This window comes from Kitasatospora purpeofusca (assembly GCF_036010405.1).
GTDB classification, from domain to species: Bacteria; Actinomycetota; Actinomycetes; order Streptomycetales; family Streptomycetaceae; genus Kitasatospora; species Kitasatospora purpeofusca.
In genome coordinates this window covers 7,688,138-7,708,238 of sequence record NZ_CP108561.1, presented here as the reverse complement: position 1 = coordinate 7,708,238, position 20,101 = coordinate 7,688,138, and the positions used below count along the sequence as shown (strand labels likewise).

The following is a 20,101-nucleotide window of genomic DNA, read 5'->3' as shown; positions in this document are numbered from 1 at the left end:
GCGACTGTCAAGGCATCTGCAACAAATTGTTGAAGTGCTCCGCCCGCAGGCCGGGCCCCCTTGACCGACCCACCGCCGCACCCGCGCTCGCTAGAGTGGCCGCGTGCGATTGATGGTGGAGTTCACGACAGAACCGTTCGAACTGGACACGTTCCCGCCGCACGCCGTGGCGGCCCGCAAGGTGGTCGACGAGGCGGGCCTCGACGTCGCGGTGGGCCCCTTCGGCACCGGCGCCGAGGGCGAGGCGGACCGGATCCTGGAGGCCGTGTCCAAGCTGCTCCGGGAGAGCCTGGACGCCGGCGCGACCCGGATCTCGGTCCAGGTCAGCGTCCTCGCAGAGGCCGAAGCCGAGGCCGAGCCCGAGGCCGCAGCCGCAGCCGAGGCCGGGAACGAGAGCGCAGCCGGGGAGGGCGGTACGCCGTGACCGAGCAGACCGAACACCCGCTCGCCGCGGCGATCAAGCCGCTGCTGGACGCGGTCGGCGCGACGCCCGTCCCCCTGGACGAGGCGAAGGCCGAGGACGTCGTCCTGGAGTGGGAGGGCGAACGGGCGCTGGCCGTCCGGCTGCCGCACCTCAGCAGCGCACTGGACCGCCTGCTGACCGAGATGGCCCGCCAGTTCGACGGCCGCCCGCTGACCGAGCTGGACCGCTGGGAGAAGCAGCGCGTGGTCGCGCTGCTGGAGGAGCGCGGCGCCTTCACCGTCCGCCACGGCGTCGAGACGGTCGCCACGGCGCTCGGCGTGAGCCGCTTCACCGTGTACAACTACCTCAACCGCCAGGACGGCGCGAAGCCGAACTGACCCCTCCCGCAGGGGTGCGCCCCACCGGGGCCCGGCCAGTCTTGCCCGGGCCCCGGCGGGGCGCACTTGTCTCATCACACACGAAACACCCCGCGACCAGGGCCGTCGCGAAACGCAACCACCAACAGTTCAACAAAGTGTTGACGGCCTGATCCCGCCGATCTAGCTTGTGCGGGTGGCACCACTCTCCAGGAGGTCCACCCGTGACCAACCACCCCCACGCCCTTGACGCCCTGGCGGCGGCCGACGCCGTCGAGCTCAGGGAGATCCTGCTGGACGTCTGCACCAGCCCCAACTGGGCGGACGCCGTCGCGGCGGCCCGTCCGTGGAAGGACCGCCGGGCCCTGCTCGAGGCCAACGCCGAGGCGATGGCCGGGCTCTCCGTCCCCGACCTGCACGAAGCGATGGCCGGCCACGCCCGGATCGGCGCGCCCAAGCCGGGCGACGCCACCTCCGAGCGCGAGCAGGCCGGCGTCCACGGCGCCGACGAGGCCCTGCTCGACGAACTGCGCCGGGCCAACGCCGCCTACGAGGCCAAGTTCGGCCATGTGTTCCTGATCTGCGCGACCGGCCGCACCGCGGCCACGATGCTCGACGCCCTGCGCGAGCGCCTGCCCGACGATCCCGCCACCGAGGCGGAGATCGTCCGGGGCGAGCTGCGCAAGATCAACGACATCCGGATCAACCGGCTGCTCGACGACAACTGACGGTCGGTCGGACGCCTCCGGCGCGGCCTCAGGTATCACTGACGCAGCACCTCCGCGTCCCCCGCACCACCTCTGCCATCAGTAAGGTCACCTCACCCATGACTGGCATCTCCACCCACGTGCTCGACACCAGCCTCGGCCGCCCGGTCGAGGGCGTCCCGGTCGAGCTCGCACTGCAAACCGAGGGTGGCTGGCAGGTGCTCGGCACCTGCGCCACGGACTCCGACGGCCGGGCCAAGGACCTGCCGGCCGTGGAGGCGGGCTCGGTCGTCCGGCTGCTCTTCGACACCGGCGCGTACTTCGCCCGGAAGTCCGCGGAGCCGCCGTTCTTCCCCGAGGTCACGATCGTCTTCACGGTCGCGCCCGCGCAGCACCACTACCACGTGCCGTTGCTGCTGAACCCGTTCGGATACTCGGTCTACCGCGGAAGCTAGACCGATCGATTGATATGGGAGCCATGTCATGGCCCACGTGCTCGGTCAGAACCAGTACGGCAAGGCGGAGAACCGGATCGTCCGCGTCTACCGCGACTCGACCCGCCACGAGATCAAGGACCTGAACGTCTCGGTCGCCCTCTCCGGCGAGTTCGACGACGTCCACCTCACCGGGTCGAACGCCAACTGCCTGCCCACCGACACCACCAAGAACACCGTCTTCGCCTTCGCCAAGGAGTACGGGATCGACTCGGCCGAGGCCTTCGGCATCCTCCTGGCCCGGCACTTCGTCGACGACACCGAGCGCGGTGTCGTGCGCCGGGCCCGGATCCGGATCGAGGAGTACTCCTGGGACCGGATCCGCACCCCCGACAGCAGCGCCCGCTTCATCGGCTCCGAGGAGGTCGGGCACTCCTTCGTCCGCACCGGCCAGGAGGTCCGCACCAGCGAGATCGTCTACGACGGGGACTCCGTCCAGGTGATCTCCGGACTGAAGGACCTGGTCGTGCTGAACTCCACCAACTCGGAGTTCTGGGGCTACATCAAGGACAAGTACACCACCCTCCAGGAGGCGTACGACCGGATCCTCGCGACCCAGGTCACCGCCCGCTGGAAGTACGGCTTCACCGGCCGTGACGACGAGGCCCAGCCCAACTGGAACCGCAGCTACACCCACATCAAGCGGCACCTGCTGGAGGCCTTCGCCGAGACCTACTCCTACTCGCTGCAGCAGACCCTGCACGGGATGGGCACCCGCGTCCTCAACAACCGCACCGAGGTCGACGAGGTCCGGCTCGAACTCCCCAACAAGCACCACTTCCTGGTCGACCTGGAACCGTTCGGACTCAAGAACGAGAACGAGGTCTACTACGCCGCCGACCGGATGTACGGGCTCATCGAGGGCACCGTGCACCGCGAGGGCGTCGTACCGGTGATCCCGGTCGTCTGAACACGCCGACCGCATCACCTCCCGCACCACCTCCTGCACCTGCACCCACCTGCTTCTCCACCCCCACCCATCGGAGACCGTGCCCAGCCTCACGGCGGCCGGCCCGGGGAGCTGGAGAACCCGCCCCGAGGGACTCCTGCACCGCCGTCCCCGCCCTCGGGGGACACCTCCAGCGTCACGGGCGCGCCGAGAGCCGAGGCACAAGAGGGGCTCGACATGGCACCCAGCACCACCGGCAGCAACGACGGCGGTTCCACCCCTGCGAGAACACCCGGCCCGGACGGCGCACCGGCACGCCCCGCCGGCACGCCGTCCGGACCGGAGGTCCACCCCGTGGACCAGCTCCTGCCCCCGGTGAGGCTCCTCACCAGCGGGCTCCAGCACGTGGCCGCGATGTACGCGGGAGTCGTCGCTCCCCCGCTCATCGTCGGCGCCGGCGTGGGCCTCACCCCCGCCGAACTCGCCCTCCTGATATCGGCCAGCCTGTTCACCGCCGGACTGGCCACCCTGCTCCAGACCATCGGCTTCTGGCGGATCGGCGCCCGGCTGCCGTTCGTCAACGGCGTCTCGTTCGCCGGCGTCGCCCCCATGATCGCCATCGCCAAGGAGCACGGGCCGAAGGACGCCCTCCCGGTGATCTTCGGCGCGGTGATCGTCGCGGGGATCCTGTGCCTCCTCGCGGCACCGTACTTCTGCAAGCTGATCAGGTTCTTCCCCCCGGTCGTCCAGGGCACCGTGATCACCCTCATCGGGGTGTCCCTGCTGCCGGTGGCCGTCAACTGGGCCCGCGGCGGTTCGCCGGACGCCCCCGGTTACGGCTCCACCAAGGCCATCGGGCTGGCCGCGCTCACCCTCGGCGCGGTGGTCCTCGGCAACCGGCTGCTGCGCGGCTTCTGGCAGCAGCTCTCCCTGCTCGTCGGCCTGGCGGTCGGCACCCTGCTCGCCTTCCCGCTCGGGCTGGCCGACTTCGGCGCCGTCCACGAGGCCCGGATCTTCGCCCTGCCCTCGCCCTTCCACTTCGGCGCGCCGATCTTCGACGCCGCCGCGATCGCCTCGCTGTGCATCGTCATGGTGGTCGCCATGACCGAGTCCACCGCCGACATGCTCGCCCTGGGACGGATCGTCGACCGCGAGGCCGACGAGAAGACCCTCGCCGCCGGACTCCGCGCCGACGGTCTCGCCACCGCCGTCAGCCCGGTCTTCAACGGCTTCGCCGCCAGCGCCTTCGCCCAGAACATCGGGCTGGTCGCGCTGACCGGGATCCGCAGCCGCTTCGTGGTCGCCACCGGCGGCGGACTGCTCGTCCTGCTCGGGCTCTTCCCGGTGCTCGGCGCGGTCGTCTCGCTCGTCCCGCAGCCCGTCCTGGGCGGCGCCGGGATCGTGCTCTTCGGCACGGTCGCCGCCAGCGGCATCCGCACCCTCGCGGAGGCCGGCCTGGACTCGGGCGCCAACACCGTCCTGGTGTCGGTCTCGCTCGGCGTCGGCATCGTCCCGATCGCCGCGCCGACCTTCTACGACGCCTTCCCGGAGGCCGCCCGCACCCTGCTCCACTCCGGCATCTCAGCCGGCTGCGTCGCGGCCGTCCTGCTCAACTTACTGTTCCACCACCTCGGCGCCGCCCGCCGGGCCACCGCCGAGGGGTCCTCCGACCCGTCGGTGCCGACGGCGACCCCGTCACCGTCCTGACCCACCGGGCGGGCATGCGCACCGTGCCCGCCCGGCCCTCCCCCTTGGAGTCACCATGGCAGTCCAGCCCCCGCCCGCCGATCAGCGGATCGTCATCGAGAACGCCGCGATCGCCACCGTCGACGCCCACGACACCGAGTACGCCCGCGGCCACGTGGTCCTGCTCGGCAACCGGATCGAGTCGGTCGGCGACGGCCCCGCCCCGGGCTGGCTGGACAACGTGGTACGCCGGATCAACGCCGAGGGCCACCTCGTCACCCCCGGCCTGGTCAACACCCACCACCACTTCTACCAGTGGATCACCCGCGGCCTGGCCCAGGACAACATCCTCTTCGACTGGCTGGTCGCCCTCTACCCGACCTGGGCCCGGATCGACGACCGGCTCGTGCACGCCGCCGCCCAGGGCTCCGCCGCCGCGCTCCTCAAGTCCGGCTGCACCACCGCCGCCGACCACCACTACGTGTTCCCCAAGGACGGCGGCGACATCCTCGGCGCCGAGATCGAGGCCGTCCAGGAGCTGGGCCTGCGGTTCACCGCGCTGCGCGGCTCGATGGACCGCAGCAAGAAGGACGGCGGCCTGCCCCCGGACCACGCCGTCGAGGAGCTGGACGCGATCCTCGCCGCCTCCGAGGAGGCCGTCGACCGCTACCACGACGCCTCCGCCGACTCGATGCTGCAGATCGCGCTCGCGCCCTGCTCGCCGTTCTCGGTCTCCACCCGGCTGCTGCGCGAGTCCGCCGAACTCGCCCGCCGCAAGGGCGTCCGACTGCACACCCACGGCTCCGAGACGGCCGAGGAGGAGGCCTTCTGCAAGGAGCTGTTCGGCATGGGCCCGACCGACTACTTCGAGTCGGTCGGCTGGCTCGGCGAGGACGTCTGGATGGCGCACTGCGTCCACATGAACGACTCCGACATCGCCAAGTTCGCCGAGACCGGGACCGGCGTCGCCCACTGCCCCTCCTCCAACGCCCGGCTGGCCGCCGGGATCGCGCGGGTCCCCGACATGCTGGCGGCCGGCGTCCCGGTCGGCCTCGGCGTCGACGGCACCGCCTCCAACGAGTCCGGCGAACTCGGCACCGAGCTGCGCAACGCCCTGCTGATCAACCGGCTGCACGGCACCCCCACCGCGCTCACCGCCCGGCAGGCGCTGCGCCTGGGCACCATGGGCGGCGCCCGGGTGCTCGGCCGGCACAACGAGATCGGCTCGATCGAGGCCGGCAAGCTCGCCGACCTCGCGCTGTGGAAGGTCGACGGCATCATGCACTCCTCGATCGCCGACCCGGTCGCCGCGCTCGCCCTCGGCGCGCTGCCGCCGCTGGCCGTGCTCTTCGTCAACGGCAACGCCGTCGTCGAGAAGGGGCAGCTCACCACGGTGAACGAGGACCGGATCGCGCATGCCTGCGCCCGGGCCGCCAAGGAGCTTGCCGCCAGGCCGATCTGACAGTCGGTCCGCTTCTTCCCACCGCTCACCGGGAACCGCTCTCCACCCGAACTCCGGGCCGCCCCAGGGACGGTGCGTCACCCGGACTCCGTCGGCCGGACGGCCCCGGACCCTCCCGGTCCGGTCCGCCCGGCCGGTGGACCGCGGCCCCGGACCCACGGCGAGGGTCCGGGGCCGCGGCGTGCCGCCGCACCGGAGCCGGCTCCCACCCCCGTGGGGCGCCCGCACCGGTGCGCGACAGGCCGGGCCCGTGCCCGACAGGCCGGACCGGGCTCAGCCGACGCGGACCGCCGGGCCCGGGGCCGCACCCGTACCCGGGCCCGCGCCCCGCACCGCCGCCGTCAGCGCCGGTCCGGCGAGCGCGAACACCCCCGCCAGCACCACCCAGCCGACCGCCCCGTGGTCCACCGCCGTCAGCGTGACGACCAGCGGCCCGATCACATGCGCGGCCGCCTGCCCGCTCATGAACACCCCCTGGTACTCGCCGTGCGAGCGCGGGTCCGCCAGGTCCAGGCTGAGCGTCCAACCGCCGGCCGAGGTCAGCAGTTCGCCCAGGGTGTGCACCAGCGCCCCCACCAGCAGCGCTCCGGCCGCCGCCCACGCCGGGCCGTACTGCGCCGCCGCGTAGACCAGGCACCCGCCCGCCAGCAGCAGCGCCCCGCGCTCGCACGCCCGCGCCGCCGACGGCACATCGGTCACGCCCCGGCTCGCCCGCACCTGGAACACCACCACCAGCAGGCAGTTGACCACGTTGACCGCCGCGACCATCGCCGCCGGAGCCCCGGTGCCGAGCACGATCCACAGCGGCAACCCCACCGTCAGCACGGCGAGTTGGAGCTCCAGCACCGCGTGCAGCGCCGTGACCAGCAGGTACCGGCGGTCGCGCAGCGCCGTCCGCGGCCCGCGCGGGTCGTCGGCGGCGGCACCCCTGCCGCCGGTGGCACTGGCAGCCGTCGCCGACACCGGCAGGCCCGCCAGCAGCAGCGTCACGCCCAGGAAGCTCACCGCGTCCAGCACCAGCACGGTCACGTACCCGGTGTAGCTGTCGGCCTGCAGCGCGAGCGCCGCACCACCGGAGCCGACCACCAGGCCCGCGTTCATCACCGAGCGCAGCAGCGCCCGCGCCCGCACCTGCCCCTCGGCGGGCAGCGCCCGGGCGATCAGCGCGCTGCGCACCGCCGCCGCCCCGCGCCCCAGCACCGTCGCGGCGCAGGTCAGCACCACGAAGGCGGCGAAGGAGTGCACGAAGGCGTAGCCGAGCACGGCCGCCGCCTCCAGCGGCCCGACCACCAGCAGCAGCCGCTTGCTCCCGACCCGGTCGGCGAGCCGCCCCATCGGCACCCCGGAGAACACCCCGCACACGCTGGCGACGGTGAGGCCGAGCGCCACCGAGGTGGGCGTCAGACCGACGGAGCGGGTGAAGAACAGCACGTTCACCGTGACGAAGAGCCCGTCCCCGACGGAGTTCACCAGCCCCATCAGGACGAGTCTGCGCAGCAGCGGGTCGGTGGGCAGGAGGCGGCGGCCGGAGGCGCGCGGGGGCGCCCCCGTGCGGGGGGAGGAGGTCATGGAGCAAGCACAGCGGGGTTCCCGGACGGGCGGAATTCTTTTACCGTTACGGTCAATGTTCGAGTTCCGCCTCGGGGTCGAGGACCTCGCCGCCACCTGGTTCGCCTACTCCCCCCTGCAGGAGACGGTGCTGGGCCTGCGCGCGCGCCGCTGGACGTGGTACTACCCGGAGCAGCAGCCCTGGATCGCCGGCTGGCAGGACCGCTGGGAGACCCTGGACACCGCGCTGCTGGACGCGCTGATCACGCCGAACGCCTTTGTCCCGGACTTCCTGACACCCCGCCCGGCGGTGCCGCGGCCGGACTTCCACGACGAGCTCGCGGAGCTGGCCCGGACTCCGCCGGAGGAGGTCAGGACGGACGTGCTGGCCGCCTACTCCGGCGACGGGAGCCCGCTGCCGCCGGTGCTGACCGCGCTGGTCGACCGTCCGGCGGTGCTGCGGGACCGGGTGGCGGAGGCGCTGTCGGCGTACTGGACGCGCTGCCTGGCCCCCGCGTGGTGGCCGAGGGCGCGGGAGGTGCTGGAGGCGGACCTCTCCTACCGGGGCCGGATGCTCTCGGAGCGCGGTTCGGAGGGGCTGTTCGCGGACCTCGACGGCCGGATCTCCTGGCGGGCCGGGGTGCTGCGGCTGAACGACAGCAATCCGGCGGTGCAGGCGCTGGGCACCTCGGTGGACGTGGCCGGGCGGGGCCTGGTGCTGATCCCGACGCTGGCCGGGATCGGTGCGCAGACCGACATCACCCAGGACGGCCCGCCGCTGATCGCCTATCCGGCGCGCGGCCGGGCGACCATGGCGGAGGGTCTGGCCGGCGCGGCCGGGCCGGGCGGGGCGCCGGCCGCTCTGGTCGGACTGGTCGGGGCGGCGCGGGCGCGGCTGCTGGTCCTGCTGGCCTCGCCCGCCAGCACCACCGAGCTGGCCCAGCGGCTGGGGGTGACGCCCGGCGCGGTCAGCCGCCATCTGGGGGCGCTGGCCTCGGCCGGTCTGCTGGACCGCACCCGGCACGGCCGCCGGGTGCTCTACCGGCGCAGCACCCTCGGTGACGCGCTGACCTGCCACAAGGGGTGACGGGCCGGGCGGCGCAGTGTCGCCCGGCCGGTAGCAGGGACCTCAGCCGAGCAGGGGCAGTGCGGGCAGGGTCAGGAAGTCCGCGAACTCCTCGGCCAGCGCGACCTGTTCGAAGAGCTGGGCGGCCTCGCGCCAGCGCCCGGCGGCGTAGACCTCGTCGCCGACCTCGGCCCGCAGCGCGGTGAGTTCCTCGGCGACCAGGCGGCGGACCAGGTCGGCGGTGGCCTTCTCCCCGGTGTCGGCGAGGACGACGTCGTTGTGGATCCACTGCCAGATCTGCGAGCGGGAGATCTCGGCGGTGGCGGCGTCCTCCATCATGTGGAAGATCGCGACCGCGCCGAGGCCGCGCAGCCAGGCCTCGATGTAGCGGATGCCGACCTGGACGGCGTTGTGCAGCCCGTGCCGGGTGCAGCTGCCGCCCGCGCCCGCGATGTCGAGCAGCTGCTCGGCGGTGACCGGCCCGTCCGGGCCGGGGTTGTCCTTCTGGTGCGGGCGTCCGCCGAGCACGGCGTCGAAGGAGGCGCGGGCGACCGGGACGAGGTCCGGGTGCGCGACCCAGGAGCCGTCGAAGCCGTTCCCGGCCTCGCGGTCCTTGTCCGCCTCGACCTTCTCCATCGCGGCCGCGTTGACCTCGGGGTCCCTGCGGCTGGGGATGAACGCGGCCATGCCGCCGATCGCGTGCGCGCCGCGCCGGTGGCAGGTCCGCACCAGCAGCCGGGTGTAGGCGGCCATGAACGGCGAGGCCATGGTGACGGTGTTGCGGTCGGGCAGGATGTAGTGCTCGCCGGCGTCGCGGAAGTTCTTGACGATGGAGAACAGGTAGTCCCAGCGGCCGGCGTTGAGGCCGGCGGCGTGCTCCCGCAGCTCGTAGAGGATCTCGTCCATCTCGAAGGCGGCGGTGATGGTCTCGATCAGCACGGTGGCGCGGATCGTGCCGTGCGGGACGCCCAGCTCGGCCTGGGCGTGGGTGAACACGTCGTTCCAGAGCCGGGCTTCCAGGTGACTCTCGGTCTTCGGCAGGTAGAAGTACGGCCCGGAGTTCGGGTCGTCTGCGCCTCGGGCGAGCAGCCGGGCGGCGTTGTGGAAGAAGTAGAGGCCGAAGTCGAGGAACGCGCCGGCCACCGGCTCGCCGTCGACCAGCAGATGGTTCTCGTCGAGGTGCCAGCCGCGGGGGCGGACCACGACGGTGGCGAGTTCGGCGGCCGGCCGCAGGGTGTACGCCTTGCCCGCGTCGGTGGCGAAGTCGATCCGGCCCTCGAAGGCGTCGATCAGGTTGATCTGACCGCTCACCACGTTCTCCCAGGTCGGGGAGGTGGCGTCCTCGAAGTCGGCGAGCCAGACCTTCGCACCGGAGTTCAGCGCGTTGATCACCATCTTGCGGTCGGTGGGGCCGGTGATCTCGACCCGGCGGTCCTGGAGGGCCCTGGGCGCCTCGGCGACCCGCCAGTCGGCGGCGCGGACCCCGGCCGTGTCGGGCAGGAAGTCCAGGGTTCCGGTGCGGGCGATCTCCGCGCGGCGCTCCCGGCGGCGGGCCAGCAGTTCGCGGCGGCGGCCCTCGAAGGAGCGGTGCAGGCCGACGACGAAGGCGACCGCCTCCGGAGTGAGCACCTCCTCGGCCCGGTGGACGCGCGGACCCGCGACCGTGACGACCGGAGCGGTGGGGGAAGCTCCGGGTCCCTGATCTGCAGCCATGAGCAGGACACTCCTAAGTGGAGGGCTTGATTCTGTAAGGTGGAGACTAGTTTCCGCGATACAGAATTTCAACGGTTTGTTGAGATGATCGCTGGGACTGTACTCCTCCTCCGACCGCGAAGGGAACGCCGGTGGCCCCGACCTCCGAGAGCAGTGAGAGCACCGAAAGCAGCGGGAGCGCCGCGAGCGGCGGGGGCGGTGCCCCGAAGGCCCCCGCCCCGACGGCACCGGAGCGCACCGGCGGCGGAGTGCAGTCGGTCGAACGGGCCTTCCAACTGCTGGAGGCACTCGCCGACTCCGGCGGCGTGGCGACGCTCAGCGAGCTCTCCACCTCCTCCGGACTGCCGATGCCGACCATCCATCGCCTGGTTCGTACCCTCGCGCAGCAGGGCTATGTCCGCCAGGACACCGCCCGCCGCTACACCCTCGGCCCCCGGCTGATCCGGCTCGGCGAGACCGCCGGGCGACTGCTCGGCAACTGGGCCCGCCCCTACCTGGCCGAACTCATGGAGGCCACCGGCGAGACCGCCAACCTGGCGGTGCTGGAGGGCGGCGAGGTGGTCTACGTCGGGCAGGTGCAGTCGCGGCGCTCGATGCGGATGTTCACCGAGGTGGGCCGCCGGGTGCAGCCGCACTGCACCGGCGTCGGCAAGGCGCTGCTGGCGCAGCTGCCCGAGGAGGAGGCGCGCGCCGTCCTCGGCCCCAACCCGCTGCCCGCGCACACCCCGCACACCGTCACCGACCCGCAGGAGCTGATGGCGCAGCTCGCCGAGGCGCGCGAGCGCGGCTATGTGGTCGACGACCAGGAGCAGGAGATCGGGGTGCGGTGCATCGCCCTCGCCGTCCCCGGCGCGCCGACGCCGACGGCGCTGTCCGTCTCCGGGCCGGAGGCCCGGATCAGGGCGCTGGAGGAGCAGGCCGGCACCGCCTCACTGGTGCCGGTGATGCACGGGATCGCGGCCCGGCTGGGCCAGGTCCTGGCCCCCTGACGCACGTTCAGTGCGGGCGACACGCCCGGGCGTTCACCCGTTCGAGCCACCCTTCGGGCCGTCCGAGGGCGGGTCGCCCCGGCCCCGGAGACCCGTCGGCGACGCTGGTCCGGACGCGGCCCGCGACGGCGCGGGGCGCCGGACACGAAGGGTTGGGTGAGCGGCGATGACCCGCAGCGGTTCCGTTCGGAAGCTTCTCGGCAGGTCGTTGGTGACGGGGTGCGTGGTGGCGGTGCTGGCCGCCGGGCAGGCCGCCGGGGCGGTCTGTCCGCCGGACGACAAGGCGCCCGTGTCCGGGGAGGCTGCCCCGGGCACGACGGCCGACCCGGCGGTGGCGGCCGCGCCCTCGGACTCCGACCTCTACGTGGTCCGGATCGACCCGGACCCGGCCGCACCCGGCGGCACCACCGTCCTGCACGCCTTCGTCGGCAACCTCGGCCCGGACCGGACCGCCTCGCCGTTCACCGTCGTGATCACCCTGCCGGCGGGGGTGACGGCCGAGGGGCCGTTCTTCCCGGAGAACTGCTACGAGTTCCAGAACGGCCACCGGGTGCGCTGCACCTTCCCGGCCGGTCTGCCGAAGTTCCGCAGCGCGACGGCGCTGATCCCGCTCCGGCTCTCCCCCGACGTCCCCCTCGGCACGCTGGCGGGCGGCTACGTCGCGGTGCGCGGCGACGACGACCGGGTCGAGAGCAACAACCGGCAGCCGTTCACGATCGAGGTCGTCGAGTCCACCGGTCCGAGGCCGATCGTCTGACCGTCGGCCCCGGACCGGTGGGCGTTGCTAGCGGTAGACCCGGACGTAGTCCGCCGCGAAGGTGATCGGCGTGGTGCCCGAGGGCGCGGGGTGGTAGTTCCCCGCGCTCAGGGACAGGTTGAGGATCGGGTACGCGGTCCAGCCGGCCCCGACGCCCTTGCCGTCGGAGAACACCTTGGTGCCGTTGATGTACCAGTCGACCGAGGTGGCCCCGTAGTGAGTGCCGACGGTGACCCACTGGTCGTGGGCGATCGCCTTGGCGTCGGTGACGTACAGGTGGCCCGGGTTGATGTGGTTGGTCAGCTCCAGCAGGTTCGGGTTGTCGCTGTGGTACTCGAAGGAGTCGATCTCCCCGTGGGTGCCGCTGGTGCTGTTCCACGTCCACAGCGCCGGCCAGGCACCGGTGCCGGCCGGGAGCTTGACCCGGGTCTCGATGTAGTCCCCGACCTTCACCTTGAAGCCCTCGCTGGAGTACTCGGTGGTGAGCAGCCCGGTGTCCCAGGCCTGCTTGCCGTTCTCCAGGGTGTGCGCGCTCGGCCGGGCGGTGAAGGTGGCGACGCCGCCGGAGACGGCGACGTTGTTCTTGTTCAGCCAGTCGAGCTTGTTGTCGTTCGGGTTGTGGTCGCCGTAGTGGTAGGAGCTGCTCCGGTCGGCGGTCCAGCGGGAGCCGAGGGCGAGGCTGTCGAAGTCGTCGGACCAGGTCAGCTTCTTGCCCGCTACCGGGGCACCCGTGGCGGGGGTGGTGGGCGTGGGCGTCGGGGTCGGGGTGGGTGTGGGTGTGGGTGTGGGTGTGGGTGTGGGGGTCGGCGTCGGGGTGGTGGTGGCGGGGACGACGAGCTGGCGGGAGGGCAGGTTGTGCCAGCCGCCGCTGCTGTCCTGCCAGAAGCCGAACTGGGTGTACGTCCCGGCCGCCAGGGTGCGGGAGCCGGTGGTGACCGTCAGGCCGGACGGGCAGACCTGGACGTTGCTCTTGCTGCCGGGGAAGTCGAGGTTGCGCCCGGCGGCGTCGCGGATGCCGACGCCGACGGTCTTCGCGGTGAAGCAGGACGAGGAGTGCAGGGTCAGCGAGGCGGCGGACGCCTTGCCCGCGACCATGGCGGCCGGGGCGAGCTTGTCCTGGGTGACGGTCGGCAGGGCGGCGGCCTGGGCACCGGTCACGGCCGGAAGGCCGAGCAGTCCGGCACCGGTGACGGCGAGCGCCCCGGTGGCGGCGAGGGCGGCGGTGCGGCCCCGGTGGGAGGGACGGGCGTGGCGGGGCGCGGGGTGGCGGCCGAGGGCGCGCCGGTTCGGCGCGGGCTGCGGGGAGGCAGTGGGCATGGCAGGGTCCTCTGCGACGCCTACGAGGTGAGCTGTCGGGTTCGGGCGCGAGGTTGCCCGGCCGTCCGGAGAGCGGCTTCACCCCTAGCCACGACTCGCACGCGTTGAGCGCGCGGCCGGGCACTGACCTGGGTCCCCCGCTCCCGTCCGCTGTGGTACTCGATTGCCGGCCGGCGGGTGGACGGGACTCGGCGTCCCGACGGCGGGGCTCCGCTGTGGCGGAAGCCCCTGCAGGCTAGGCAGGCCGTCCGCGCACGGACAACCTTCCGGGGGTGGTTGTCGCGCAGCTCACACCGCCGCCCCGGACCCCCGGGCGGCCGTTCCAGGTGGCCGTGGTGGCCGCAGTGGCGGGTCCGGCGGGGAAAGTGCGCCACGGAGGCGGGGTGGTCGGATAGGTTGGAGATCCATCCGCGCCCGGAACCGTCCGGGTCGCAGCGAGCACCACGACAGCTTGTCCAGAGACGAGGAGACCCGCCCCGCCATGACCGCGTCCCCGCCCGCCTTCGCCGGCCGTACCTTCCTGTTCCGGGTCGACAACGGCGCGGCGTTCCGCAACGCGTACTCGGCCGACGGCAAGCGGCTGCGCTGGGAGGGCCTCGGCGAGTCGGCGGGCCAGTGGGAGGACGTCTCCCTGCACGTCGCCGAGGTCGGACCGCAGCTCTACTTCGTCAGCTGGACCGAGGTGAGCGGCATCACCGTGAGCCACGTCATGGACCTGACCCGGATGACGGTCCGCGCGTTCTGGACGTACGAGGGCGAGGGCGGCCGGGTCGGCGAGCTGCACACCGGCACCCTGGAGCAGGTGGCCTGAGCGCCTGCCCGCGCGGACACCTGTCCGTGCCGGTCGGGCCGGCGGCCGGGCGGTCAGGCCGACGGGCTCGCGGCCGGGACGGTCAGGTGCTGGGAGATCCACTCCAGTGAGGACGGGAGCAGCTTGCTCCAGGTCTCGAAGTTGTGGCCGCCGGTCTCCAGCATGCTGTAGGAGACCTTCATCGGGCCGTGCGCGGCGGCCACGAACGCCTCGGTCTCGCGCCGGTAGTTGCCGTCGCCCTCCCGGGTTCCGGCCAGCAGCACGGAGACCGGGGGCTGCGGCAGGTTCTTGAGACGCCACATCAGGTCGGCCTCGTCGCGGCGCCGTTCGCTGCCGCCGAAGAGGTCACCGGTGCTCGGGTCGTCGGCCGCCTGGTAGTAGCCGGACAGCGAGACGGCCGTCGGGAACACCTCGGGGTGGCGCATCGCCAGCTTGAGCGCGCAGTAGCCGCCGGTGGAGTTGCCCATGAACGCCCAGGCCCGCGGGTCGGCCGAGACCCGGTAGGTCGCCTGGACCGCCGAGGGCACGTCCTTGGTGAAGTACGTCTCGGACTGCGCGGCACCCGGGATGTCCTCGCACTCGGTGTCCCGGGGCAGCGCCGGCGAGGGGGTCACCAGCACCAGCACGGTCGGCTGCATCCGCCCCTCCTGAAGCAGCTTCAGCGCCGCGCCCGGGTAGTTGAGGCGGGTGACGAGGTTCTTGGCGATGCCGGGGAAGCCGGTGCTGACGACCAGGACCGGGAACTGCTTCTGCTCGTACTCGGGCTGGAAGTACTGCGGCGGCAGGTAGACGTACCCCTCGGTGGAGAGCCGGGTGGTGGCGCCGTCGATGCGGACCTCGCGGATCTCGCCGGACTTGTCGCGGTCGCGGCCGAGCGCCCCGCCGCCCTGCACCTCGGCGTGGCCGATGGTCTCGACGCGCAGCCGGCCGGAGGCGTCCACCTTGTTGTGGATGACCACCGGTCCGCTGTCCCCGGTGCCCAGCAGGTCGTCCCAGCTGCTGTAGAACGCGAAGTAGTTGTTGGCGACCAGGCCGAGCGCGGCGAGCACGGCCAGCTGGGTGGCGAGCAGGGCGCCGATCCGGCCGAGGACGGCCTTCCAGTTCCGCTTCGACAGTCTCGGCCACAGCCAGACCGTCCCGACCATCGCCGCGACGGCGATCAGAACGGTCAGTGCCAGCACCTTGTGGCTCGTCAGACCCATGTCGTGTTTGCTCCCACGCCTCGTACTCCCCCGCCCCCGGGGGAAGGACACCCGGGAGGGCCGCCCCGGTTCCCCCGTCCACGCGGGGCACCGTCGCCGAGGCGCGACCACCCAGCGTAGCCGCTCCGAAGTACCCGCCGCCCCCGCCGACCAGCGGTGACGCCATCGGTCTTGAGGAGGAGAAGCGGGCCGTGGGGGTGTGCTTCCGGCCCTTTGCCGCGCCCGCTGCGGCCGCCGCGGCGGGGCGGGTGACGGAGGCGGCGTCAGTTGACGCGGGTCCACAGGTCGAGGCCGGCGGTGAGTTCGCGCATGCAGCGGGCACCGAGTTCGCGCGGCGAACCGGGGCCGGTGGCCGGGGCGCCGGAGCGCGCCCACTGCTCCAGCGCGACCCGGATCGCGGCAGTCGCGGCGGCAGCGGCGAGCCGGATCTCCAGCACGTCGGTGCCGGGCGGGCAGCGGTCGGCGATCGCGGCCCGCAGCCGCTCCTCCGAGTCGGCGTGCACCCGCTGCCAGACCGTGGCCAGCCGGGGGTCGCGCAGCAGGTCGCGGGTCCAGCGCAGGGCCTCGGCGGCGGGCGCGTCGGACGGGCTCAGGGACTCCGCCGCCGAACGCTCCAGCGCCTCGCGGACCGGCAGGTCGGAGGCGCTCTCCGTGAACAGCCGCACCCAGCGTTCGCCGCCGGCCGCGAGCAGCGGGGCGACGGCGTCCTCCTTCTCCGAGAAGTAGCGGTAGAAGGTGCGCAGCGAGATGCCCGAGGCGGTGGCGATCTCCTCGGCGGTGGTCGCTTCGGCCCCGCGGGCGGCGAACAGCTCGGCGGCGGCCTGGGCGATCTCCAGCCGGGTGCTCTCGCGGCGGCGCTGGTTCAGGGTCGGACGTCCGGTCACGGGCTCAGCGTACGCGGACGAAGGGATCCTTGGCATCTCATGTCGATGCGGCATGTCGAGCCTTTTTGGCACGACATGCCATTCGGGCGTACCGTGTCAGCGAGGTCGAGAGACCACGAACGGAACGGAGAACCACCATGGAGCGCTTCGACGGACGGAACGTCCTGATCACCGGCGGCGGCTCGGGCATCGGCCGGGCCACCGTGCACCGGATCCTCGCCGAGGGCGGCCGGGTCGTCGCCGTCGACGTCAGCGAGGAGGGCCTGAGGTCCACCCTGGACCGCGCCACCGCCGACGGCACCGCCGACCGCCTCACCACGGCGGTGCTGGACGTGTCGGACGAGGCCGCCGTACGGGCCGTCGTGGCCGGGGCGGTCGCCGCGCTCGGCGGACTGGACGTCCTGGTCAACGCGGCCGGCATCCTGCGCTCCGCCCACACCCACGAAACCGGCCTGGACTTCTGGAACCGGATCGTCGCGGTCAACCTGACCGGCACCTTCCTGATGACCAGGGAGTCGCTGCCCGCGCTGCTCGCCGGCGGCCGGGGTGTGGTGGTGAACTTCAGCTCCACCTCCGCCGCCTTCGCCCACCCCTACATGGCCGCCTACGCCGCGACCAAGGGCGGCGTCCAGTCGTTCACCCACGCGATCGCCGCCGAGTACGCCAAGCAGGGGCTGCGGGCGGTGTGCGTCGCGCCGGGCAGCATCGACAGCGGCATGACCAACAACCCGGGCCTGCCGGCGGACGCGGACTTCAGCCTGCTCGCCAAGCTCTCGCCCGCGCTCGGGCAGGGCTTCGCCGGGCCGGAGACGGTCGCCGGTGTGATCGCCATGCTCGCCTCGGACGACGGCGCCTTCGTCACCGGGACCGAGCTGCGGATCGACGGCGGCACCCACATGTGACGCCGGCGGGCTCCGTGCCCGCGCGGTGGAGCGGTGGGGCTCAGCCCCGCCACTCCACCGCGAACGCCCGGGCCGGGTTGGCGGTGAGGATGCCGTGCGGGACCTCGGGGCCGAACGCCCGGGCCAGCCGCGGCGCGAGGGCGGTGAGCAGGTGCGTGGGCCCGGGAGCGGAACGGGCGGTGCGGGTGGTGGTGTCGCCGCCGAGGAGCAGTCGGTCGCCGTACCCGGCCTCGACCAGGGCCGCCACCGTGTCGAAGAGGTGGTGGTCGGTCGCGTGGTTGGCCCGCGAGGGGCCGTCCAGCGCCACGAAGGCGCCGCGGGCGGCGAGTTCGCGGTGCAGCCGGAGGTCCGGGAAGCGGTTGAGGTGCCCCAGGACCACCCGCTCCGGCGGGACGCCGTGCCGTTCGCAGAGCAGGTCGAGGACATCGGGTGCGGCGGTGCCGAGCTCGTGGTGCACGGCGATCGGCGCGCCGGTGGCGTGGTGCGCCTCGGCGGCCGCCGCCATCACCCGGCGGGTGTGCGGGTCGAGGCCGTGGTAGCCGCCCGCCACTTTGATCAGTCCGGCGCGCACGCCCTCGGGAGCGCCCCGCAGTCCGGTGGTCAGCTCGGCGGTGAAGAAGCCCGCCAGGCCCTCGTACCGCCGGTCGAGTTCCGCCGGATCGTAGTGGACCGCCTGGTGGAGCCCGGTGGCCGCGACCAGGTGGACCCCCGTCGCCCGGGACAGCCCGGGGAGCGCGTCGGCCCGCCGTCCCATCCCGGCCGGCGTCCACTGGACGAACGCCCCGCCGCCGGCCGCCGCGAAGCCCCGCAGCACCGCCTCGGCGGCGGCGGGATCGTCCAGTTCCTCCCCCGGCAGCCTGGGGCTGCGCAGGAAGAGGTGGTCGTGGGCGTCGCAGACGCCGAGCCCGGCCGGATCGAGGTCGCCGAGGACGGTGCGGACGCGGTGGCCGGGGGCGTTCACTCCGCCGCTCCCCCGGTCCCGGGCGCCGCCGGGGCAGCGGCCGCGTCGGCTTCCGCCTCGGCCTCGGCCTCGGTGAACACGGCGGCGGCGACGCGCAGTCCGGCCAGCGCCTTGGGCACGCCGACGTAGGGCGCGAGGTGGACCAGGACCTCGGTGACCTCTGTCCTGGTCAGGCCGATCCGCAGGCTGTTGCGCACATGGTCGGCGAGTTGCGGCTCCACGCCGCCGAGGGCGGTGAGCGCCGCGAGGTTGGCCACCTGACGGTCCCGCAGGGCGAGTCCGGGCCGCTGGTAGGTGCCGCCGAAGAGCGCGGTGACGATCCAGTCCGCGAAGCCCGGCGCGAGTTCGTCGAGGGGGCCCAGCGTGCCGGACCGGGTGCGGTCACCCGCCAGCTCGGCGAGCAGGGCGTGACCGGCGGCCCGGTCGAACGGGGAGGGCACCAGGCCCGCGTCATGGGGCTGTCGGGTCGAGGTCGGGGCTGCCGGATTCACGGGGCGGACGGTCCTTTCACCAGTGGCGGCCGACGGGCAGCCGGTCGAGTTCGGGGCTGGAGAGGTGGTGCACCCGGTACCGGGTGCCGGGCGTCCCGGCCGGGGCGACGGCTTGCCAGAGGGCGATCCGCAGCAGCTCCCAGCGGGCCGGGTCGAGGGCGACGGCGGCGGTGTGCAGGTCGGGGTGGTCGGGCAGTTCGGCCAGGGCCCGTTCGACGGCCTCGGCCGGGTCCGCGCCCTCCGGCAGGCGTTCCGTCAGCCTGGTGGCGGCGACGGGGCCGGGCGGGCCGGCCGAGCCCGAGCCCTCGGCCGCCGGACCCCGGCGGAGGCCCGCACCGATCCAGTGCCGGACGGCGGGCCGGCCGAAGTCCGCGCAGAGGGTGCGGAATCCGGGGCCGAGCAGGAAGGCGTTCAGACCCTCGGTGGTGCGCCAGAGGTAGAACGGCGCGTACTGGTTGACCGGCGAGCCGTCCAGGCCGCGTTCGCGCACCAGGTACGCCTTGAGACCCAGACCGGGCCAACTGTCCAGCAGCGGGCCCTTGGTGGCGATCCGGTGGTGGACGGTGCGCATGTCGTGGTCGGCGGGCAGGGTGATCTCGTACTGCATCGCGTGCACGGTGGACTCCGATTGCGGGCGGCGGGAGGTGTGCTGCCGCTCAGTCGCGGCGGTGGGCGGCGAACAGGGCGAGGGCACCGCGGGCCGCTTGCTCGAACGGTTCGGCGCTGTCGGCGGCGCGGGCGAGCACATAGCCGCCCTGCACCACGGCGACCACGGCGGCGGCGAGGTCGGCGGGCTCGGCCCCGGGGCGCAGTTCGCCGTTCGCCTGCCCCTCCGCGATGACGGCGGCGAGCCGCCCGCGCAGCCAGTCGAAGGTCTCCTCGACCGGCGCGCGCAGCCGGGGATCGGCGACCACGTCCGGGTCCTGGGCCATCCGGCCGATCCGGCATCCGCGCAGGGCGTCGCGCTCGCGCCCCAGATAGGCGGCGACCCGCTCGTAGGCCGTCCCGGGACCGGCGAGGTCGGCCTCCGCGACGGCCCGCATCTGCTCGGCGCTGCGGCGCAGGGCGGCGGCGGCGAGGTCGGACTTGCCGTCGAAGTGGTGGTACATGCTGCCCTGGCCGACGCCTGCCCGCTGCTGGATGGCCTTGGGGCTGGTGCCGACGTAGCCGCGCTCCCAGAGGAGTTCCTGGGTGGTCTCGATGAGGCGGTCCTGGGTTGCCATGGCCATCACTGTACCTACTGGTACAGCCGCTGTACATACCAGTAGGTACAGAGCAGCCGGGGGGCGCCCACGGACCCGGCCCGATCGACCTGCGGCCGTGGACGGTGGACCGTGGACCGTGGGCCGCCCCCCGGCGGTCCACAGCCCTGCGAGATCGTCGTCCCCAGGAAAACCGCACGGCACGCGCCCGCGGACCGTGGCGCGCATCACCTCACGGAC

The 20,101-nt window shown here is 73.3% G+C and carries 21 protein-coding genes and 1 riboswitch; of the genes, 12 read left to right on the top strand and 9 right to left on the bottom strand.

From position 1 onward, the window contains the following. Positions 1–112: 112 nt before the first annotated feature. From OG715_RS33730 to OG715_RS33700, 7 genes are all read left to right on the top strand, one after another. Positions 113–424, top strand: coding sequence for a thiamine-binding protein (locus OG715_RS33730; RefSeq protein WP_407661142.1), 312 nt, complete (start codon positions 113–115; stop codon positions 422–424). Then, positions 421–801 carry a helix-turn-helix domain-containing protein gene (locus tag OG715_RS33725; protein WP_266273489.1) on the top strand — a complete coding sequence of 127 codons (381 nt, stop codon included), beginning with the start codon at positions 421–423 and terminating at the stop codon, positions 799–801. The genes OG715_RS33730 and OG715_RS33725 overlap by 4 nt, the downstream gene beginning before the upstream one ends. Positions 802–1,004: 203 nt before the next feature. Continuing rightward, complete coding sequence (gene uraD, locus OG715_RS33720) at positions 1,005–1,508, top strand: 2-oxo-4-hydroxy-4-carboxy-5-ureidoimidazoline decarboxylase (protein ID WP_266273490.1); 504 nt, start codon at positions 1,005–1,007, stop codon at positions 1,506–1,508. A gap of 98 nt (positions 1,509–1,606) precedes the next feature. Next, positions 1,607–1,942, top strand: coding sequence for a hydroxyisourate hydrolase (uraH, locus tag OG715_RS33715; RefSeq protein WP_266273493.1), 336 nt, complete (start codon positions 1,607–1,609; stop codon positions 1,940–1,942). Between the two features lie 28 nt (positions 1,943–1,970). Continuing rightward, complete coding sequence (gene pucL, locus OG715_RS33710) at positions 1,971–2,891, top strand: factor-independent urate hydroxylase (protein WP_266273496.1); 921 nt, start codon at positions 1,971–1,973, stop codon at positions 2,889–2,891. Between the two features lie 216 nt (positions 2,892–3,107). Then, positions 3,108–4,577, top strand: coding sequence for a nucleobase:cation symporter-2 family protein (locus OG715_RS33705; RefSeq protein ID WP_266273497.1), 1,470 nt, complete (start codon positions 3,108–3,110; stop codon positions 4,575–4,577). 55 nt (positions 4,578–4,632) lie between these two features. Beyond that, the gene (locus tag OG715_RS33700; RefSeq protein WP_266273498.1) at positions 4,633–6,018 is read left to right on the top strand and encodes an 8-oxoguanine deaminase; all 1,386 of its coding nucleotides are present in this window, start codon (positions 4,633–4,635) and stop codon (positions 6,016–6,018) included. A gap of 273 nt (positions 6,019–6,291) precedes the next feature. Here the strand turns inward: OG715_RS33700 and OG715_RS33695 are convergent, their stop codons facing one another. After that, positions 6,292–7,587, bottom strand: coding sequence for an MFS transporter (locus OG715_RS33695; RefSeq protein ID WP_266273499.1), 1,296 nt, complete (start codon positions 7,585–7,587; stop codon positions 6,292–6,294). 55 nt (positions 7,588–7,642) lie between these two features. Between OG715_RS33695 and OG715_RS33690 the strand changes: the two genes are divergently transcribed. Then, the gene (locus OG715_RS33690) at positions 7,643–8,653 is read left to right on the top strand and encodes an ArsR/SmtB family transcription factor (RefSeq protein WP_266273500.1); all 1,011 of its coding nucleotides are present in this window, start codon (positions 7,643–7,645) and stop codon (positions 8,651–8,653) included. 42 nt (positions 8,654–8,695) lie between these two features. Here the strand turns inward: OG715_RS33690 and aceB are convergent, their stop codons facing one another. Further along, positions 8,696–10,345 carry a malate synthase A gene (gene aceB / locus OG715_RS33685; protein ID WP_266273501.1) on the bottom strand — a complete coding sequence of 550 codons (1,650 nt, stop codon included), beginning with the start codon at positions 10,343–10,345 and terminating at the stop codon, positions 8,696–8,698. A 248-nt stretch (positions 10,346–10,593) separates the two neighbouring features. Here aceB and OG715_RS33680 point away from each other — a divergent pair, with 248 nt between their 5' ends. Both OG715_RS33680 and OG715_RS33675 read left to right on the top strand, forming a co-directional pair. Further along, positions 10,594–11,334 carry an IclR family transcriptional regulator gene (locus OG715_RS33680; protein ID WP_266274613.1) on the top strand — a complete coding sequence of 247 codons (741 nt, stop codon included), beginning with the start codon at positions 10,594–10,596 and terminating at the stop codon, positions 11,332–11,334. Between the two features lie 166 nt (positions 11,335–11,500). Further along, a complete protein-coding gene (locus OG715_RS33675) occupies positions 11,501–12,091 on the top strand; it encodes a hypothetical protein (protein ID WP_327064176.1) in 591 nt (196 codons plus the stop codon). Between the two features lie 27 nt (positions 12,092–12,118). On the opposite strand, the gene OG715_RS33670 is transcribed toward OG715_RS33675, so the two are convergent. Next, positions 12,119–13,408 (bottom strand): glycoside hydrolase family 16 protein, encoded by a 1,290-nt coding sequence (locus tag OG715_RS33670; protein ID WP_266273504.1) that lies wholly within the window; start codon positions 13,406–13,408, stop codon positions 12,119–12,121. Between the two features lie 2 nt (positions 13,409–13,410). Continuing rightward, a riboswitch (cyclic di-AMP (ydaO/yuaA leader) is annotated at positions 13,411–13,576 on the bottom strand. A 313-nt stretch (positions 13,577–13,889) separates the two neighbouring features. Here OG715_RS33670 and OG715_RS33665 point away from each other — a divergent pair. Further along, entirely contained in the window at positions 13,890–14,219 is a 330-nt protein-coding gene (locus tag OG715_RS33665) for a MoaF-related domain-containing protein (protein ID WP_266273505.1), read from the top strand. A gap of 53 nt (positions 14,220–14,272) precedes the next feature. Here the strand turns inward: OG715_RS33665 and OG715_RS33660 are convergent, their stop codons facing one another. Both OG715_RS33660 and OG715_RS33655 read right to left on the bottom strand, forming a co-directional pair. Then, positions 14,273–15,421 carry an alpha/beta hydrolase gene (locus tag OG715_RS33660; RefSeq protein WP_266273507.1) on the bottom strand — a complete coding sequence of 383 codons (1,149 nt, stop codon included), beginning with the start codon at positions 15,419–15,421 and terminating at the stop codon, positions 14,273–14,275. Between the two features lie 263 nt (positions 15,422–15,684). After that, complete coding sequence (locus tag OG715_RS33655) at positions 15,685–16,305, bottom strand: TetR/AcrR family transcriptional regulator (protein ID WP_266273508.1); 621 nt, start codon at positions 16,303–16,305, stop codon at positions 15,685–15,687. Positions 16,306–16,442: 137 nt separating this feature from the next. Between OG715_RS33655 and OG715_RS33650 the strand changes: the two genes are divergently transcribed. Next, positions 16,443–17,207, top strand: coding sequence for an SDR family NAD(P)-dependent oxidoreductase (locus OG715_RS33650; RefSeq protein WP_266273509.1), 765 nt, complete (start codon positions 16,443–16,445; stop codon positions 17,205–17,207). 40 nt (positions 17,208–17,247) lie between these two features. Here OG715_RS33650 and OG715_RS33645 read toward each other — a convergent pair whose 3' ends face one another. The 4 genes from OG715_RS33645 to OG715_RS33630 are packed head-to-tail and all read right to left on the bottom strand — an operon-like array spanning position 17,248 to position 19,882. Continuing rightward, positions 17,248–18,168 (bottom strand): phosphotriesterase family protein, encoded by a 921-nt coding sequence (locus OG715_RS33645; protein ID WP_266273510.1) that lies wholly within the window; start codon positions 18,166–18,168, stop codon positions 17,248–17,250. Then, the gene (locus OG715_RS33640; protein WP_266273511.1) at positions 18,165–18,659 is read right to left on the bottom strand and encodes a carboxymuconolactone decarboxylase family protein; all 495 of its coding nucleotides are present in this window, start codon (positions 18,657–18,659) and stop codon (positions 18,165–18,167) included. Before OG715_RS33640 ends, OG715_RS33645 begins: the two co-directional genes overlap by 4 nt. A 16-nt stretch (positions 18,660–18,675) precedes the next feature. Next, complete coding sequence (locus OG715_RS33635) at positions 18,676–19,275, bottom strand: DUF4865 family protein (protein WP_266273512.1); 600 nt, start codon at positions 19,273–19,275, stop codon at positions 18,676–18,678. A gap of 40 nt (positions 19,276–19,315) precedes the next feature. Further along, a complete protein-coding gene (locus OG715_RS33630) occupies positions 19,316–19,882 on the bottom strand; it encodes a TetR/AcrR family transcriptional regulator (RefSeq protein WP_045942007.1) in 567 nt (188 codons plus the stop codon). Positions 19,883–20,101: the final 219 nt, after the last annotated feature.

Coding starts and splice junctions, on each gene's coding strand:
- OG715_RS33730 (WP_407661142.1), top strand. CDS start 113: ATGGTGGAGTTCACGACAGAACCGTTCGAACTGGACACGTTCCCGCCG.
- uraH (WP_266273493.1), top strand. CDS start 1,607: ATGACTGGCATCTCCACCCACGTGCTCGACACCAGCCTCGGCCGCCCG.
- pucL (WP_266273496.1), top strand. CDS start 1,971: ATGGCCCACGTGCTCGGTCAGAACCAGTACGGCAAGGCGGAGAACCGG.
- OG715_RS33705 (WP_266273497.1), top strand. CDS start 3,108: ATGGCACCCAGCACCACCGGCAGCAACGACGGCGGTTCCACCCCTGCG.
- OG715_RS33700 (WP_266273498.1), top strand. CDS start 4,633: ATGGCAGTCCAGCCCCCGCCCGCCGATCAGCGGATCGTCATCGAGAAC.
- OG715_RS33695 (WP_266273499.1), bottom strand. CDS start 7,587: ATGACCTCCTCCCCCCGCACGGGGGCGCCCCCGCGCGCCTCCGGCCGC.
- OG715_RS33690 (WP_266273500.1), top strand. CDS start 7,643: ATGTTCGAGTTCCGCCTCGGGGTCGAGGACCTCGCCGCCACCTGGTTC.
- aceB (WP_266273501.1), bottom strand. CDS start 10,345: ATGGCTGCAGATCAGGGACCCGGAGCTTCCCCCACCGCTCCGGTCGTC.
- OG715_RS33675 (WP_327064176.1), top strand. CDS start 11,501: ATGACCCGCAGCGGTTCCGTTCGGAAGCTTCTCGGCAGGTCGTTGGTG.
- OG715_RS33670 (WP_266273504.1), bottom strand. CDS start 13,408: ATGCCCACTGCCTCCCCGCAGCCCGCGCCGAACCGGCGCGCCCTCGGC.
- OG715_RS33665 (WP_266273505.1), top strand. CDS start 13,890: ATGACCGCGTCCCCGCCCGCCTTCGCCGGCCGTACCTTCCTGTTCCGG.
- OG715_RS33660 (WP_266273507.1), bottom strand. CDS start 15,421: ATGGGTCTGACGAGCCACAAGGTGCTGGCACTGACCGTTCTGATCGCC.
- OG715_RS33650 (WP_266273509.1), top strand. CDS start 16,443: ATGGAGCGCTTCGACGGACGGAACGTCCTGATCACCGGCGGCGGCTCG.
- OG715_RS33630 (WP_045942007.1), bottom strand. CDS start 19,882: ATGGCAACCCAGGACCGCCTCATCGAGACCACCCAGGAACTCCTCTGG.